Source organism: Cohnella sp. AR92, from assembly GCF_003990975.1.
Taxonomy (GTDB): Bacteria; Bacillota; Bacilli; order Paenibacillales; family Paenibacillaceae; genus Cohnella.
This window is the reverse complement of sequence record NZ_RZJR01000005.1, coordinates 342,348-358,619: the sequence shown is the minus strand read 5'-3', so window position 1 is coordinate 358,619 and position 16,272 is coordinate 342,348. Positions and strand designations below refer to the sequence as shown.

General features: G+C 54.3%; 15 protein-coding genes, 1 tRNA gene, 1 rRNA gene and 1 pseudogene. 15 read left to right on the top strand and 3 right to left on the bottom strand.

Features of this window, described 5'->3' with window-relative positions:
• From ELR57_RS10405 to ELR57_RS10345, 13 genes are all read left to right on the top strand, one after another.
• A 23S ribosomal RNA gene (locus ELR57_RS10405) occupies positions 1 to 332 on the top strand; the annotation flags it as partial.
• Positions 333 to 787: 455 nt separating this feature from the next.
• Positions 788 to 1,960: a putative glycoside hydrolase gene (locus tag ELR57_RS10400; protein ID WP_126958986.1), complete on the top strand. Its 1,173-nt coding sequence runs from the start codon at positions 788 to 790 to the stop codon at positions 1,958 to 1,960.
• 168 nt (positions 1,961 to 2,128) lie between these two features.
• Positions 2,129 to 3,586, top strand: coding sequence for an IMP dehydrogenase (gene guaB / locus ELR57_RS10395; protein ID WP_126958985.1), 1,458 nt, complete (start codon positions 2,129 to 2,131; stop codon positions 3,584 to 3,586).
• Between the two features lie 176 nt (positions 3,587 to 3,762).
• Entirely contained in the window at positions 3,763 to 5,115 is a 1,353-nt protein-coding gene (locus ELR57_RS10390; protein ID WP_370452246.1) for a D-alanyl-D-alanine carboxypeptidase family protein, read from the top strand.
• A gap of 109 nt (positions 5,116 to 5,224) precedes the next feature.
• On the top strand, positions 5,225 to 6,109 hold the full coding sequence (gene pdxS, locus ELR57_RS10385; RefSeq protein ID WP_202866409.1) for a pyridoxal 5'-phosphate synthase lyase subunit PdxS: 885 nt from the start codon (positions 5,225 to 5,227) through the stop codon (positions 6,107 to 6,109).
• Positions 6,110 to 6,246: 137 nt separating this feature from the next.
• A complete protein-coding gene (pdxT, locus tag ELR57_RS10380) occupies positions 6,247 to 6,828 on the top strand; it encodes a pyridoxal 5'-phosphate synthase glutaminase subunit PdxT (protein ID WP_126958983.1) in 582 nt (193 codons plus the stop codon).
• 65 nt (positions 6,829 to 6,893) lie between these two features.
• Positions 6,894 to 8,177: a serine--tRNA ligase gene (serS, locus tag ELR57_RS10375; protein ID WP_126958982.1), complete on the top strand. Its 1,284-nt coding sequence runs from the start codon at positions 6,894 to 6,896 to the stop codon at positions 8,175 to 8,177.
• 79 nt (positions 8,178 to 8,256) lie between these two features.
• A tRNA-Ser gene (locus ELR57_RS10370) sits at positions 8,257 to 8,345 on the top strand.
• Between the two features lie 714 nt (positions 8,346 to 9,059).
• A complete protein-coding gene (locus tag ELR57_RS10365) occupies positions 9,060 to 9,407 on the top strand; it encodes a hypothetical protein (RefSeq protein WP_126958981.1) in 348 nt (115 codons plus the stop codon).
• Positions 9,408 to 9,424: 17 nt separating this feature from the next.
• On the top strand, positions 9,425 to 9,604 hold the full coding sequence (locus ELR57_RS10360) for a hypothetical protein (RefSeq protein WP_126958980.1): 180 nt from the start codon (positions 9,425 to 9,427) through the stop codon (positions 9,602 to 9,604).
• Between the two features lie 35 nt (positions 9,605 to 9,639).
• Complete coding sequence (locus ELR57_RS10355) at positions 9,640 to 9,798, top strand: small acid-soluble spore protein P (protein ID WP_126958979.1); 159 nt, start codon at positions 9,640 to 9,642, stop codon at positions 9,796 to 9,798.
• Between the two features lie 176 nt (positions 9,799 to 9,974).
• The gene (locus tag ELR57_RS10350; protein WP_126958978.1) at positions 9,975 to 10,880 is read left to right on the top strand and encodes a YitT family protein; all 906 of its coding nucleotides are present in this window, start codon (positions 9,975 to 9,977) and stop codon (positions 10,878 to 10,880) included.
• A 144-nt stretch (positions 10,881 to 11,024) separates the two neighbouring features.
• Positions 11,025 to 12,101 (top strand): hypothetical protein, encoded by a 1,077-nt coding sequence (locus ELR57_RS10345; RefSeq protein WP_126958977.1) that lies wholly within the window; start codon positions 11,025 to 11,027, stop codon positions 12,099 to 12,101.
• 150 nt (positions 12,102 to 12,251) lie between these two features.
• On the opposite strand, the pseudogene ELR57_RS10340 reads toward ELR57_RS10345, so the two are convergent.
• Positions 12,252 to 12,497: pseudogene (locus ELR57_RS10340) on the bottom strand (carbohydrate ABC transporter permease); the annotation flags it as partial.
• 87 nt (positions 12,498 to 12,584) lie between these two features.
• On the opposite strand from ELR57_RS10340, the gene ELR57_RS27850 reads away from it, so the two are divergent.
• Complete coding sequence (locus ELR57_RS27850; protein ID WP_238162480.1) at positions 12,585 to 12,917, top strand: UTRA domain-containing protein; 333 nt, start codon at positions 12,585 to 12,587, stop codon at positions 12,915 to 12,917.
• Between the two features lie 207 nt (positions 12,918 to 13,124).
• Here the strand turns inward: ELR57_RS27850 and ELR57_RS10330 are convergent, their stop codons facing one another.
• Together ELR57_RS10330 and ELR57_RS10325 are read right to left on the bottom strand one after the other, a co-directional pair.
• Entirely contained in the window at positions 13,125 to 14,000 is an 876-nt protein-coding gene (locus ELR57_RS10330) for a metallophosphoesterase family protein (RefSeq protein WP_126958975.1), read from the bottom strand.
• A complete protein-coding gene (locus ELR57_RS10325) occupies positions 13,990 to 14,814 on the bottom strand; it encodes an HAD-IIA family hydrolase (RefSeq protein ID WP_158629989.1) in 825 nt (274 codons plus the stop codon). Before ELR57_RS10325 ends, ELR57_RS10330 begins: the two co-directional genes overlap by 11 nt.
• A gap of 222 nt (positions 14,815 to 15,036) precedes the next feature.
• Between ELR57_RS10325 and ELR57_RS10320 the strand changes: the two genes are divergently transcribed.
• Positions 15,037 to 16,182, top strand: a complete 1,146-nt coding sequence (locus tag ELR57_RS10320) for a LacI family DNA-binding transcriptional regulator (protein ID WP_126958973.1) — start codon at positions 15,037 to 15,039, stop codon at positions 16,180 to 16,182.
• The last annotated feature ends 90 nt before the right edge of the window (positions 16,183 to 16,272 follow it).

The window sequence follows — 16,272 nt, the reverse complement described above, 5'->3', positions numbered from 1 at the left end:
CATTAAAGCGGTACGCGAGCTGGGTTCAGAACGTCGTGAGACAGTTCGGTCCCTATCTGTCGCGGGCGTAGGAAATTTGAGAGGGGCTGTCCTTAGTACGAGAGGACCGGGATGGACGCACCGCTGGTGTACCAGTTGTTCCGCCAGGAGCATCGCTGGGTAGCCAAGTGCGGGAGGGATAAGCGCTGAAAGCATCTAAGCGCGAAGCCCGCCTCAAGATGAGATTTCCCAATTAGTAAGACCCCTTGAAGAACACGAGGTTGATAGGCTCGGGGTGTAAGCACAGCAATGTGTGTAGCTGACGAGTACTAATCGGTCGAGGGCTTATCCTAATAAGCCACACAGGCAGGAAGATTCTAATGAATGCTAATTCGTTTCGTATCCGGTTATCAAGGCGCAAGCCATATCGAACGGACCTTAAAGACGACAGATCATCTGTCGTCTTTTTGTTGCTTGTCCGTGTATTTAACGGATTTTTAATCCTTTCTTAAAGGAGAGTTAAGTATGCTTTGCTATTCTTAACACAGGTTATTCCTGCGACTCGTATCCGACAATTACACGATTCAACTGGCGTCATCTCTATTTTCCAGACCTCAACCCACTCCATGCCCGGCGCCAAGGACATCGTGATTAGATACATTTCGCAAGCGAACCCCTGCACAGCCCCATCTCATCCGCCGAGGAGATGGGGCTGTCGTGCCTCCATTACCAGAAGTTCCAACTCAACTCATGACGGCTGCCAGTCCATACTAGTCGTACCTTAATGTCGAAGGCGTGGTGACTAGAGATGAGACGGGCGCATAAATGGCGCGGTTTTCTGATTTTCCTCCTTCTGCTCTCCTTTGTCATGGGCTTTACAGGTTGCGCAACCACGCTTTCGCAATCTCATGAGAACAAGAAAGATGTCATTCCGGCTAGCCGACAAGGCGGCAACAACGATGATACGAAGACGATCCCGGCAGCGACGCGGCACCGCCGCCCTCCATTCCCCGTTCGCGGAATCTATGTGACATCGAATGTCGCGAGGAGTCAGCGACTGGAGAAGTTGATCAAGCTTGTGGAAGATACCGAATTAAACGCGATGGTTATCGACATCAATGGCACGACAAGCCTGATCAATCTTCCCCCTTCTTCTCCTAAGCCGTCGAACAGCCGTTCCGCCAAGCTTTTCCGCCATACCGTCAAGCGGTTGAAGGACAAGCATATTTACCTCATAGCGAGAATCGTGACCTTCAAGAATCCTGCCGTTACGCGAGCTATGCCGGCATGGGCGCTTCAACGCAAGGATGGAGGCGTCTGGACGGACAGAGGCGGGGATGCGTGGGTCGATCCTTACCGGGAAGAAGCTTGGGCCTACCCGATTGCGCTTGCCAAAGAAGCTCTTCGGATCGGATTCGATGAGGTTCAGTTCGACTATGTGCGGTTTCCCGAGAATAGACCTAAGGTCGACCGGGAAGTAAGCTTCCATAACCCCAATGGTTGGAGCCGCAATGAAGCGATCGGACGCTTCCTTCACAAGGCGGCGTATCAGGTGCATAAATCCGGGGGGATTATCTCGGCCGACGTCTTCGGCTTGATCGGAACGACGCGGGAAGACATGGGTATCGGCCAGAGATGGGCCACGATCGCGACGGAGGTGGACGTCATCTCCCCGATGGTATATCCTTCCCACTACTCTTCGGGCATATGGGGGATTCGCCATCCCGATCTGATGGCCGGATCCGTCGTGGCTCATGCGATGAAGGATGCCAACTTGCAGAACGGGAGGCTGCGCGAAGCCGGAAGGAACACGGCCGAAGTGCGCCCTTGGCTGCAGAGCTTTACGGCTTCTTGGGTGCATCCTCATCAGTCGTATGGTCCCGCGCAGATCCGGGAGCAAGTCCGAGCGGCATCCAGGCAAGGAGTCGACAGTTATCTGTTATGGAACGCGTCCAGTCGATATCCAAACTTCGGAAAATAAACGCGCCGCAAGTCCTTGCCTGCCGCAGATCTCCTCTGTCAGGCCCGTTCGAACAAGGCGTGACAAGTCCTCCGAATGCCTTGACAGCCCCTAACGCCTCTGCTAAGATTGCCTATAATTAATCGGAGATCAACCGGCTCATTAACCGGATAAGGGAGGAATTTACACGTGTGGCAAAACAAATTCGCCAAGGAAGGCCTGACGTTCGACGACGTTCTGCTCGTGCCTAGGAGATCGACGACTTTGCCTAGAGACGCCAGCGTTGCTACGACGCTCAGCTCGTCCGTGAAGCTGAACATTCCGCTGATCAGCGCTGGAATGGACACGGTAACGGAGTCTGCATTGGCGATCGCTATCGCTCGCGAAGGCGGCATTGGCATCATCCATAAGAACATGTCGGTTGCTCAACAAGCCGAAGAAGTGGATCGAGTGAAACGTTCGGAAAGCGGGGTTATCACCAACCCGTTCTCACTCACTCCCGACCATCACGTCTATGACGCGGAAGAGCTTATGGGCAAGTACCGGATCTCCGGGGTGCCGATCGTCGATGGCGAAGGCAAGCTGGTCGGCATTCTGACGAACCGCGACCTGCGCTTCGTTCATGACTATTCGATCAAGATCGGCAGCGTCATGACGAAGGAGAATCTGGTTACGGCGCCTGTCGGCACGACGCTGCAGCAAGCCGAGATCATCCTTCAACAGCACAAGATCGAGAAGCTCCCTCTGGTTGATGAGTCCAACACGCTTAAGGGACTTATTACCATTAAAGATATCGAGAAGGCTATCCAATTCCCGAACGCGGCGAAGGATCAGCAAGGCAGACTGCTCGCCGGAGCAGCCGTTGGCGTATCCAAGGACACGTTCGAGCGCGCGGATGCCCTGGTCAAAGCCGGAGTCGACGTCATCGTCGTCGATTCGGCGCATGGCCATCACATCAACATTATCGAGATGGTCCGCAAGCTTCGCGAGACCTATCCGGAGCTTACGATCGTCGCAGGCAACGTCGCGACGGGCGAAGCAACCCGCGAGCTGATCGAAGCCGGCGCTTCCGCCGTCAAGGTCGGCATCGGGCCGGGCTCGATCTGTACGACACGCATTATCGCCGGTATCGGCGTACCGCAAATCACCGCGATCTATGATTGCGCATCGGTCGCTCGCGAATACAATGTCCCGATCATCGCGGACGGCGGCATCAAGTATTCCGGAGAGATCACCAAGGCGATTGCAGCGGGAGCCAGCGCGGTTATGCTCGGCAGCTTGTTCGCGGGCACGGAAGAAAGCCCGGGCGAATCGGAGATCTACCAAGGCCGTCGCTACAAGTCCTATCGCGGGATGGGCTCCATCGGCGCCATGAAGGAAGGAAGCAAAGACCGTTACTTCCAAGAAGACGAGTCCAAGCTCGTTCCGGAAGGCATCGAAGGCCGTCTTCCTTACAAAGGACCGATTCGCGATACCATTCACCAACTGATCGGCGGCCTCCGCTCCGGTATGGGCTATTGCGGCGCCGCATCGCTCGTGGAGCTGAGAGACGAGACGGAATTCGTACGGATCACCGGCGCGGGACTTCGCGAGAGCCATCCGCATGACGTTCAAATCACCAAAGAAGCTCCGAACTACTCGCTGTAAGATCAGGGCATAATGGCCTATTTTCAGCCGGAAGATAGGTAGTCTTACCTGATAGATGCCGCAGAAGGGAGAAATCTCGTCTGCGGCTTTTTCGTTGGGCTTGCGGTATGATACAATAACATTCGTAGTTTAATGCCCATTCACGACAAAAAAATAGCCCAAGCTGAAAAGGAGAGATACGCGCATTGAATCGCAATCATTCGTCCGTCCTGCAATTGTCTCTTAAACACAAACGATTCGTGGCCATTCCTGTTCTTTTCGTTATGGCTGTGATGTTCATATTATCCGGTGCAGCGAGCGCTGCCGCCGCACCCAACTCCTCCGCGCTCGATCTTAACGCCAAGTCGGCTATTCTCATGGAGGCGTCCACCGGTCAGGTCATGTATGAGATGAATGCGGACACGGCGCTGCCTCCGGCGAGCATGACTAAGATGATGACTGAGTATCTTGTTTTCAAAGCGATTAAAGAAGGCAAATTAAGCTGGGATCAGACGATCACCGTCCAAGAGAACGCAGCCAAACAGATCGGCAGCCGGGTTTTCCTCGCGCAAGGGGACAAGCATACGGTCGAAGAGCTGTACAAGGCCATGGCGATCGGCTCGGCGAACGATGCGACGGTGCAGCTGGCCGAGACGGTAGCGGGATCGGAAGAGGCTTTCGCCAAGCTCATGAACGAGACGGCCGCCCAGCTCGGCATGAAGACCGCTCACTTCATTAATGCGACCGGTCTTGACCGCGCGGATATGCCGGAAGCCTACCGTCCGACTTCCATTGACGGGGAGACCGTCATGTCGGCTCGCGATTCCGCGATTCTGGCCTATCATATCCTGAAGGATTACCCGGAGTTCCTGGATTATTCCAAGATTCAATCCTTTAAATTCCGCGAACGCGATACGGCTCCGGTGGTCAACTATAACTGGATGCTCGAATCGAACAAGAACGTGACCAACTTCAAGAAGTTCGCTTATCCCGGCGTGGACGGCTTGAAGACGGGACATACCTCCAACGCCGGCAACTGCTTCACCGGTACGGCCCTTCAGAACGGAACGCGCCTGATCGCGGTCGTCATGGGCGTGCCCGGCGGCATGAACGACGGCAAGCGATTCCTGGAGACGGCCAAGGTATTCGACTACGGCTTCAACCAGTTCGAGAAGAGCACGATCGTCGACGCGAAGGTTGCCGTTGCGGAGCACGAGACCTTCAAGGTGAAGAAGGGCTCTTCGAAGAAGGTCAACGTCGTAACGGCTTCCGATATCACGATCATGGTTCCGAAGGGAACGAAGGTTACCCCGACGGTTACCGAAGTGACGCCTACGGCGAATCCGCTGGTCGCTCCGATCAAGTCGGGCGACAAGGTCGGTACCGCAACTTACACGTATAAGGATCCGGCTACTCAAGATGATAAGACGGTAACGGTTGATCTGGTTGCGGCGGACGACGTGAAGAAAGCGGGCTGGTTCAAGCTGATGCTTCGCGCGATCGGCGATTTCTTCTCCAGCTTGTTCAACGGAATCGTTGATTTGTTCTAACGGCTAGGCGAATTCGAGCAAATCTGACAAATAATTCCGACTGGATGGGTTGTCTATTGGCGGCCCTTCCTGTAAAATCAATGGATAGTATATTCAGGAGGCGTGAGGAATCATGGAGACAGGTACTTCGAGAGTTAAACGCGGGATGGCCGAGATGCAAAAGGGCGGCGTCATCATGGACGTCATGAACGCGGAGCAAGCCAAGATCGCGGAGGCGGCAGGCGCAACGGCAGTCATGGCGCTTGAACGCGTTCCTTCCGATATTCGCGCGGCAGGCGGCGTTGCCCGTATGGCTGACCCGACGATCGTCGAAGAAGTCATGAAGGTCGTATCGATTCCGGTTATGGCCAAGGCTCGCATCGGTCATTACGTTGAAGCGAAGGTATTGGAATCGCTTGGCGTCGACTACATCGACGAAAGCGAAGTTCTGACTCCGGCCGACGATATCTTCCATATCAGCAAGGAAGATTTCACCGTTCCGTTCGTGTGCGGAGCGAAGGATCTGGGCGAAGCCCTTCGCCGCATTCAAGAAGGCGCATCGATGCTTCGCACGAAGGGCGAGCCGGGAACGGGCAACATCGTTGAAGCCGTTCGCCATATGCGCCTGATCACGGGCCAAATCCGCAAGGTACAGAACCTGTCCAAAGACGAACTCTACCATGAGGCTAAGACCCTTGGCGTTCCTTACGACCTGCTGATCGGCGTTCACGAAACGGGCCGTCTTCCGGTCGTTAACTTCGCGGCAGGCGGAGTCGCAACTCCTGCGGATGCTGCGCTTATGATGCATTTGGGCGCTGACGGCGTCTTCGTCGGATCGGGCATCTTCAAGTCCGACTCCCCTGAGAAGTTCGCACGCGCTATCGTCGAAGCGACGACCCACTACACGGATTACGAGCTGATTGCTCGCGTGTCCAAGAACCTGGGCGCTCCGATGAAGGGAATCGAGATCTCCAAGCTGGATCGTTCCGAGCGCATGCAGGATCGCGGCCTGTAAGGTCTAAGCCGAACGATCAGAGACATTATCTATTCACAACGGGCGGCTTCGCATCGGCTCCTTACAGCCGCTGAGGAGCCGCCTCGATTGGTTTACCCAATGGCAAGGAATGATTGGCGATGAAGGAAGGGAATCGGATGAACATCGGAGTATTGGCTCTTCAAGGGGCGGTAGCGGAGCATATTCGCAGCATTGAGCTTGCCGGGGGCACCGGCGTAGCGGTCAAGACCGTCGACCAGCTGAAGGAGATAGACGGCCTCATCCTGCCGGGAGGCGAGAGCACCACGATCGGCAAGCTGATGAGAAAATACGAATTTATCGACGCCATTCGCGACTTCGCGAACGGCGGAAAGCCCGTCTTCGGCACCTGCGCCGGCCTTATCGTGCTTGCCGAGCGGCTGGAGGGGGCCGAGGAGCCTCATCTGCGGTTAATGAACATGACGGTCGCCCGCAATGCGTTCGGGCGTCAGAGAGAGAGCTTCGAGACGGACCTGGATGTCAAAGGCATCGATACGCCGCTTCGCGCGGTGTTCATCCGCGCCCCGCTCATCAAGGAAGTCGGCGACAATGTGGATGTGCTGTCCACCTACAAGGACGAGATCGTGACCGCTAGGCAGGGCAACCTCCTCGCTTCCTCTTACCATCCGGAGTTGACGGATGATTACCGATTGCACGAATACTTCCTGAACATGGCGAAGGAAGCTTCCTCCAATCGTTAACCTTGGAGCGGACAGGCCGATGGAGTACCGATATTGACCCGTAAACGGGAGAAGGAGTTCAGCACATGTTGGATATAAGATTGCTTCGGAGTGATTATGGGAAGGTGGAGCAGGCTCTGCGCAACCGCAATGCTTCGCTTGAGCTGATCGCGGAATTCCCCGGGTTAGACAATGCCCGCCGGGAACGCTTGGTGGAGGGAGATACCCTTAAGAACCGGCGCAACGTGGTGTCCCAAGAGGTCGCCAAGCTGAAGAAGAGCGGCGGCAACGCGGACGAATTGATTGCCGAGATGCGCAGCGTTAACGATCGCATCAAGGAGCTGGACGAAGAGCTTCGCGAGCTGGATGAGAAGATCAACGAGTTGATGCTTGCCATTCCGAACGTTCCGCACGAAAGCGTGCCGATCGGCGCTTCGGAGGAAGACAATGTCGAGGTTCGCCGGGTGGGCGAGCAGCCTTCTTTCGGCTTCGAGCCGAAGGCTCACTACGACATCGCGGACGGCCTCGGCATTCTGGACTTCGAGAATGCGGCTAAGGTCACCGGTTCGCGCTTCGTCTTCTACAGAGGGCTGGGCGCCCGCTTGGAGCGCGCGCTGTTCAACTTCATGATGGATCTGCACTCGGACAAGCACGGCTACGAGGAAATTCTGCCTCCATACATCGTAAACCGCGACAGCCTCATCGGGACCGGTCAGCTTCCCAAATTCGAAGAAGACCTGTTCAAGCTTGAAGGAACCGATTACTTCCTGATCCCGACCGCCGAAGTTCCGGTCACCAACATCCACCGCGACGACATCCTGAGCGCGGAGAAGCTTCCGGCCAAGTTCGTGGCGTTCAGCGGATGCTTCCGCTCGGAAGCCGGCGCAGCGGGACGAGACACCCGCGGCTTGATCCGCCAGCATCAGTTCAACAAGGTGGAGCTGGTGAAGCTGTCCGCTCCCGAGACGTCCTACGAAGCGCTTGAAGAGCTTACGGGCGACGCGGAGCGCGTCCTGCAGCTTCTTGGCCTTCCTTACCGCGTACTGGCGCTCTGCACGGGCGACATGAGCTTCGGGTCGGCCAAGACCTATGACATCGAAGTGTGGCTTCCTAGCCAGAACACGTATCGCGAGATCTCCTCCTGTACCAACTTCGAGGATTTCCAGGCTCGTCGCGCTGCCATCCGCTTCCGCAGAGAGCATGGAGCCAAGCCGGAATTCGTGCACACGCTGAACGGATCCGGGCTTGCCGTCGGTCGTACCGTCGCGGCGATCCTGGAGAATTACCAGCAGGAGGACGGAACGGTCGTTATTCCGGAGGTGCTGCGTCCTTATATGGGAGGCGTCGAGAAGATCGCTCCCAGGGGTTGATCGCGGAATCTTCCTTGTGATATGATAACGGGGCAGTCTTGGGCAATTTGATCGCGAATTGTACCGCTGCCTTTCTCTTGGAGAGATACCGAAGCGGTCATAACGGGGCGGTCTTGAAAACCGTTAGGGTGCAAGCCCACGTGGGTTCGAATCCCACTCTCTCCGCCAAACGAAAAAAACGAGCCGATTCCTGAGAAGGAATCGGTTTTTTGCGTTTTGGCGAGGTGGGATTCGAACGGGCCGTTAAGCGGATATGCCATAAGGCATGTCCGTAGGCCCCGGCGTGATAGTCGCGAATGAGGAGTGCGCACGGAATACGGTGCGGCTCGGAGCGACGGAGCGAATCCCACTCTCTCCGCCAAACGAAAAAAATGAGCCGATTCCTGAGAAGGAATCGGTTTTTTGCGTTTTGGCGAAGTGGGATTCGAACGGGCCGTTAAGCGGACATGCCATAAGGCATGTCCGTAGGCCCCGGCGTGATAGTCGCGAACGAGGAGTGCGCACGGAAACGGTGCGGCTCGGAGCGACGGAGCGAATCCCACTCTCTCGGCCCATGACTAATATATATGAAATATCGCATATATTCTCTCTGAAAACGTCATTGCCGACGATTGTATTCGAAATATCATATACATCAAAGTCAAACCTTCATGAAGCAAAAAAATATATACGAATTATCATATATAATCTTCCGTACTTGGGGTTTTCCGAAAATTATATGCGAAAAATCGAGCATAATCGCCCGTGTAAAGAAGGGGACATTCCTCGAAGCTATGGATTTAACGCAACAACAGCCTCATTTTCCAAACACGCAGCTTCGCCCCCTTCCTTGAATGAAGAAACAGAAGCCGGGTCAAGCTAACGGGGCGGAGGTGCTATGCCATGTCAAGCAATGACCAACTCGCCGTCCCTCAGGAGGATCTGGCGCAAGCCTGGAGACAAACGCTGTCCGAGCGCCTAAGCAACGGAGACAAGGCGGATGTCCAAGGAGACGAGAAGCACTCGGATACGCTGCTCGTTCATATTCAGACGGCTGGCCGGCAGATGCTCGAATTCGACTTCTCGGTCAAGTATGTCGACAGCCGCGAGATCGACATTCAGCTCTCGGACGTGGAGAAAGACGGGCAGTCCGTCGACGAGAGAACCGATGTGATGCAGGAGCTAATCGCGGATTACAGGCGCCATCTTCACGAGACCGCTCAAGCCCTGCACGACTTTACCCATGCATAAGGGAGTGTGGCCGATCCATGGCGAACAAGAACGGCATGCCGGATAAGAACCTGAGCAACGTGGCGGAAGACCTGGAACGCAATCCCGTCAACAGCCATCATGCCCAACAGCTGCAGCAGAAGACGAACGACAGACGCCATCAAGACGCCCTTAACCATGACGAGACTTCGGACCTTCATCATTTTAAGACGACTTAACGCGATTTAATCCGCGATAGGAGGGAGAGGACGAAATGAAACCGAGAAATTATTCCGTTGGTACCGGAGAGCCGCAGTCCGAGCACGGCCATGACAAGCGCCAAGGCGCGAACCGCCAGCCGAATGAGCCCCTATCCGGGTCCAAGAAGGTCAAGACTCATAACCATGTGAGCCATAATAACCCGGAAGGCTGAGTTCCCAATTCCCTGAAAATAATCACCAAATAAAGGCCGTTTTCGTCAGATCCATTCTGCGAAAGCGGCTTTTGGCATGCATGGAAGATAATCTATCCCTATGTACGCGCTATGGATTAGACCATCCCGACATACACTGTTATAATAGAAAGAAACATACTATTTAGGAGGTGCCTATGACCAGTCCATCTACCGCTCCCTCTGCCGCACATGCCAAGCCGATCCAACACACTCGGCTGACCCCTTTAGAGATTTTCACCCGGGTCGTTCTCATCGTATTCGGAGCTGCGCTCGCAGGCGTTGCTCTCGAGATCTTTCTCATCCCGAATAACATCATCGATGGCGGGATCACCGGTATTTCCATTATGGCTTCGCACTTGTCCGGAGTACCGCTAGGCGTATTCCTGTTCCTGTTCAACCTTCCTTTTCTCATTGTCGGATACAAGTCCATCGGTAAGACCTTCGCTCTATCCACGTTACTAGGCGTTACCACGTTGTCTATCACCACTTACCTTCTTCACCACGTCGATCCTTTCACGGATGAGACCTTGCTTGCGACCGTGTTCGGCGGCATTCTGCTCGGCATCGGAGTCGGGATCGTCATTCGCTTCGGCGGAACGACCGACGGCAGCGAGACCGTGGCGATCATGGTCAGCAAAAAAACGCCGTTCTCCGTCGGCCAGATGATCATGTTCATCAACTTCTTCATTCTGGGAAGCGCGGGTCTCGTTTATGGCTGGGACAACGCGATGTTCTCCCTGATCGCCTACTTCATTGCTTTTAAGGTAATGGATCTGGCCATCGAAGGTCTCGACGAATCGAAGTCGATCTGGATCATCAGCGATCGTTACCGCGAGATCGGCGATGCCATCGTCAGCCGTCTGGGACGCGGAGTCACCTACCTGAACGGGGAAGGCGGCTATTCCGGAGGCCAGAAGCAGGTTATCTTCACCGTCGTCAACCGTATGGAAGAAGCGAAGCTCAAATCCATCGTTACCGAGATGGATGACAACGCGTTTCTCGCGGTCGGCAACATTCATGACGTGCGCGGAGGACGATTCAAGAAGAAAGACATTCATTGACAATATATTGGTATATTAGTCATTTTAGTGGATCTTTAGACAATTTCTCTTCCCTGATGAAGGATGATCAGCTACAATTATCCCTGTGCATAATTGGATAGTTGGCATCATGAATTCGTCTTTCAAGGGGGAAATGAAGTACCAATGAAGAAAAGCATTGCGCTAGTGTTATCTCTGTTCCTAATGTTGTCGTTCGTCCTGGCAGGATGCAGCGACTCCAAGTCGTCGTCGCCATCCGAAACGCTGCTTAAATCGATAGAGAAGGCCGCGGACATCAAGTCTTACAGCCTCAGCGGAAGCTTGGCAATCAAGGACCTGAATCTGCCGGAGGAAGTGTTGGCGGAAGAAGGAGCTTCTCAAGCCGTTGCCATGCTGCAGAACGCGGAACTGAGCTGGAGCGGGGCTTATCGCGCCGATCCTATGCTGATTGAATTGACCCTGAAGATCAGCCTCAGCGGCGACCTGGCGATGTCGTTCCAGATCCCGCTCATCATGAATCAAGATAAGATGTGGATCAAGGTTCCGAACATCCCGATGCTGGAGCTTCCGGAAGACATCGTAGGCAAGTTCATCGAATTCGACCTGAAGAAGCTTGCCGAAGAGCAAGGAACCGAATGGCCGGGAACGATGGACATCAACAAATCCATGGAATTCGGCAAGGAGATCTACGGAGTCATCTTCAAGAACATCGACGAGAAGACTTACCTATCCAGCCCGAGCGTCAAGGATGCCGGCATTCCGGAAGGCAAGGACGTCAAGAAGGTCGTTCAGCTTCACGTCACGAAGGATCAGTTCGAGCCGTTCGTGAACGCCGTGGTCGAGAAGATCGGGCCGCAGGTGCTTGACCTGATCGCCGGCAAGCAAGAATACCTCGACATGGCGCAGCTCACCAAGGAAGATATCGAGGACGCGAAGAAGGAATTGGCGGACGTCGACAGCACCGATGTGAAGGAAGCGATGGACGAATTCAACAAAGTCGTGAAGTCGTTCGATATCACCTCCAACATGGGGATCAACAAGGACGGGTATACGACCTACACCGATATGACGATCAAAGCCAACATCGAAGACGAAGGCCAATCGGGCGGCGGCACGATCTCGATGGTGTCGGAGCAATCCGATATCAACGGCGATCCGAAGTTCGAATACGGCGAGCCGAAGGCAGAAGACGTCATCTCGATGGATGAACTGTCCGAAGTGCTCGGAGGCCTGTACTTCTAATCGATATTCCATGCCAACGGCATAAACGTAAGACCCCGGCCATTCCCTTGGGAAGCGCCGGGGTCTTATTTGTCGTTCTAAGGGATCTAGAGGATCTAGGGGCAGGGAGCGGTCGGCTCGACAGGAAGCGAAAGAAGCGAAAGAAGCTTATTATCCTTTGACCGAGCCTGCCACCATGCCCTTCATGATCTGCTCTTGGAAGATCAGGTAGACGATAATGGTCGGGATGACGGCGATCGCCATGGCGGCGGTCGTGAGGCTGTAGTCCGTGCCATAGCCGTCGGAGAAGATCGATAGGCTAAGAGGCAGCGTCTTCAGCGATTGATCGTTGATGAACACAAGCGCGAAGGCGAAGTCGTTCCAGAACCTCAGGAACCCGAGGATGAAGACGGTGGCTTGCAGAAGCGGTTGCTTAGCGCCGAGAGAATCGTCCACGAGTCCGATTCGGTTCCGTACCGCTTGTTCGGGAGCGAATGCCTTCGCGTGGAGAGGCTTTATCTCTTGAACGGCGCGCCGTACATTTACTACACGCACTACTTGCCCGCTATGCTGGTCGAGGTTGATCTTTCCGCGCTTCAGGAACAATCATTGTACAGATTCATCAAAGAGAACGACATCGAGCTCGCGAACTTCCGCGACGAATTCTCCGTCTCTTCGGCCCCTCCGCGATTTGAAGAGCTGTTGACTCTGGACAAGGAAGCCCAGGTGCTCCGAATGCTGCGTTTTTCTTATGACGATATGGGGAACTTGGTCGAGTACAGCGAAGGGTATTACAATACGGCGATGCAGCTTTACGTCGTTCACTTCGACGAATAGAATAGAGGAAGGGACGCACCGGATCGTAGGATCCTCGGTTGTATCCCTTTTCATTATGCAAAGACTCGATGGGCGCGGCAAGTGGGTACGGGAGGCGGCTATGAATATGGCTTGATTGAACGACGTCGGGCAACACGCCCGTACCGACGAAGTCGGGTCAAGGAACGGGATTACGGGGGTTCATGCGAAAGATAGAAAGCAAATCTATTAGGAACGCCGAGGAAGTAGGCGAATGACGCGGTAGCCCCCCGTGAACCCGGCTTCCGTCACATATTGGCAGGAATGTCCGAACATGTCGCGTCGAGAGAAGTGGATATGACCGCAGAACAAGCCGATCAGATTGCGATACGGATTATCCCACAACATCCGATACATCGCCATGGTCGAAGCAGATGGGGGCTCGACCATCCATTCTTTCATTCGGATCGGGTCCCAGCCCTCCGATGCCATCATAATAGGAGATCCCCAGTGCTCTACCACAGGCTCATGCAACGAAGGGATGCTGATCGGGATGTGCATGAAGAGCAGAGTCGGCATTCCTCTCGATAGTTGTAGCTCGGCGAATGCCAACTGGGCCTTGGATATCTGATAAGTGCTGTTGTCTAGGGCCAGCAGCAAGATGCCGCCTACTTCAATAGCTTGGCAAGCGGGGTTTCCTGCAGTAATCCGCTCGAACTTGGGGTATTGGGCAAGTCGGGTTGCTTCCCCCCAACGCTCGCCCGGATACTCCCAGTCGTGGTTGCCGGGCGTATACAAGTAAGGTGCGCGCAGCGTCTTCAGCCGGCTTTCCAGATAGTCCAGATTGCTGCGGGTCGCGCCATTGATGATATCGCCTGTCAGCACAACGCCGTCAACCGCCAGGCCATTCGCGTAGGCGAGCGCCTGATCGAAGTGGGAACGGGTAACGAGCGTGTCAAAGGTGTATTCCTTCCAGGATTGCTCAAGAACTGGAAACCCATCGCTCTCGTCCGTCGAGTTCATATGACTGTCCGTGATATGCAGCAAGGTGACGGGTGCTTGCAAACCTTCGACTTGGATAATAGCCTGCGTGGCGCTGGCAGTAGGCAGGTGTTCAACGTTCATGAGGATTTCCTCCCATTTGGCAATAGAGTTCGATTAGATTCGGAACAATTAGATCGGCTAATGGGCGCTGCATGGCCAAGACGGCGTCCGATTCCTCCAGAGGAGCGGAGAGGCCGCTCAGCCAAACCGTATTCAAACCGGCCTGTTTGCCTCCAAGAATATCAGTATCGTAATTATCCCCCACCATCACGGCGTATTCAGGCGATACTGCGCATGCCTCCAGGGCGCAGCGGAATAGATAAGGATTAGGCTTGCCGACATATTCCGCTTTCCTCCCTGAGGCTTGCTCGATTGCCGCTACAAGCGCCCCTGTCTCCGGGACGACCCTTCCGCCTGTGCCGGGATGCCGAAGGTCGGCATTGGCGGCAATGAGACGCGCCCCGTTGCAGACCGCTTGAACAATTCTCTCCAGCTTCCGGTACGTGAAAGCATCGTCCAATCCGACGACGACGGCATCGATGTCTGCCTCTTCTTCCAGCGGGCATACGGCGTGTCCGGCTTTAAGGTGCGCCTCCTCGAACGGTTTGCTTCCGCAAACGCAGAGTTGAAGCCGGCCATACCGTTCCAGCAAGTAACGCCCCGTATATTCCGTTGCCGTTATAATGCTGTCGCGGGGAACAGACAACCCCATGCCGTCCAGCCTCTTCATAATGTCGGCGGATGAATGGCGAGAATTGTTCGTGACGAACGTTGCTGGTTTACCGGAGACTCTGAGGTAATCGAGCAATGCCTTAGCCCCGGGAGCCGCTTCTCCGCCATAATAGAGCGTACCGTCCAAATCGAAGAGCCATGCCCGAACATCTCGTTCGCGCAACGGGAGTGGTTCCGAATCGTTCAACTGGGATACACGCCTCTCATGCAAAAATAGAAGCAATGATGATAATATTCAAACGGTTGAGGATGAAACATTATTCATTGTATCACATTATGACATATCATATTAAGAATAATTTCCTAATTGGTCGTTTTATTGTTATTCTATATCCATAGACCAAAGCGGTGTCGTCGATAAACAACACACAGGGGGAGGAACGAAGTGGAGAGCAAGCCGAAACTATATCAGAACATAATTGATCACTTCACGGCACTTGCTGACGAGGGGAAGCTCAAGCCGGGAGATCGAATTCCCACCGAACAGGAGATCGCCGAACAATTCGGAGTCAGCAGGATTACGGTCATCCGGGCGCTGAAAGATCTTGAATATCGGGGAATGCTTGTCCGAATCAAGAGAAAGGGCAGCTTTATCCGTGAAGATTATGTTAACGGTGGAGCCATAACCGTTGAAGTACCGGTCAAGGAGAGGCTGCCGATCATTGCCGTGGTGTTGCCATTCGGGGAGGAGTACGGACTGGACATCCTGCAAGGCGTCGAGCAATTCTGCGCCAGTCAGGGTTACTACGTTACCTACCACAATACGGGATACAGCCTGAAGCGGGAGCGCGAGGTTCTCCTTAAGTTTTTGGAGGACAACATAAGCGGCGCTATCGTATATCCTTGCGCCAGTGACCAGAATATCGAGATCTTCGGCAGTCTGATGATTCATAAGTTCCCGTTCGTATTAATCGACCGAACGATTGAAGGGTTGGATGTTCCCTGCGTGGTGTCTAATAATTTCCAGGGCGGCCAATTAATAACGCAGCATCTGCTTCAACTGGGGCATAGCAGGATCGCTTTTGTCTGTGCTCGGCTGAAAGAAGCGGTGTCGGTCATGGAGCGTTATCGGGGCTATTGCAAGTCTCTTATCGACGCAGGCATCATGCCCCGGAGCGAATGGCTTATTGAAGACGAGGAAGAGTCGGCAGCCGAGTATGACGACTCTCCTGACGGACAATTGAAGCTCGCTATGGAGCGGTTGGAACGGGTGCTTAATCGCAAGGAGAAGGTGACGGCGGCCATTGCCATAAACGACAAGTCGGCGATGTACATGTTAAAGGCGGCTCAAGAGATGGGGGTCAAGGTTCCTCATGAGCTATCCATTGTCGGCTTCGACAATTTGTCCTTCGCCGGGATGCTGGACGTATCGCTGACGACGATAGAACAGAAGTTTACACTTCAAGGGAGAGAGGCAGCGGCGATGGTACTGCGGTTATGCGGCGAGGAGAACCCATTCAGGGAGACGAAAAAGGTTACCCTTCCGACGGAGCTCATCGTTCGGAAGTCCTCCGATCGACCGCACGAATAAAGCAATCTATTAAGAATGAGGAACTGGAGAGGCTGATGCCGCCAGTTCTTCTTTTTGTTATTACATAAATAGATTGATTTCTTTAAATTC

What these genes read in the sequence shown, in the direction of transcription:
- ELR57_RS10400 (WP_126958986.1), top strand. Translation starts at nt 788, where the DNA reads ATGAGACGGGCGCATAAATGGCGCGGTTTTCTGATTTTCCTCCTTCTG.
- serS (WP_126958982.1), top strand. Translation starts at nt 6,894, where the DNA reads ATGTTGGATATAAGATTGCTTCGGAGTGATTATGGGAAGGTGGAGCAG.
- ELR57_RS10350 (WP_126958978.1), top strand. Translation starts at nt 9,975, where the DNA reads ATGACCAGTCCATCTACCGCTCCCTCTGCCGCACATGCCAAGCCGATC.
- ELR57_RS10355 (WP_126958979.1), top strand. Translation starts at nt 9,640, where the DNA reads ATGAAACCGAGAAATTATTCCGTTGGTACCGGAGAGCCGCAGTCCGAG.
- ELR57_RS10345 (WP_126958977.1), top strand. Translation starts at nt 11,025, where the DNA reads ATGAAGAAAAGCATTGCGCTAGTGTTATCTCTGTTCCTAATGTTGTCG.
- ELR57_RS10330 (WP_126958975.1), bottom strand. Translation starts at nt 14,000, where the DNA reads ATGAACGTTGAACACCTGCCTACTGCCAGCGCCACGCAGGCTATTATC.
- ELR57_RS10360 (WP_126958980.1), top strand. Translation starts at nt 9,425, where the DNA reads ATGGCGAACAAGAACGGCATGCCGGATAAGAACCTGAGCAACGTGGCG.
- ELR57_RS10365 (WP_126958981.1), top strand. Translation starts at nt 9,060, where the DNA reads ATGTCAAGCAATGACCAACTCGCCGTCCCTCAGGAGGATCTGGCGCAA.
- pdxT (WP_126958983.1), top strand. Translation starts at nt 6,247, where the DNA reads ATGAACATCGGAGTATTGGCTCTTCAAGGGGCGGTAGCGGAGCATATT.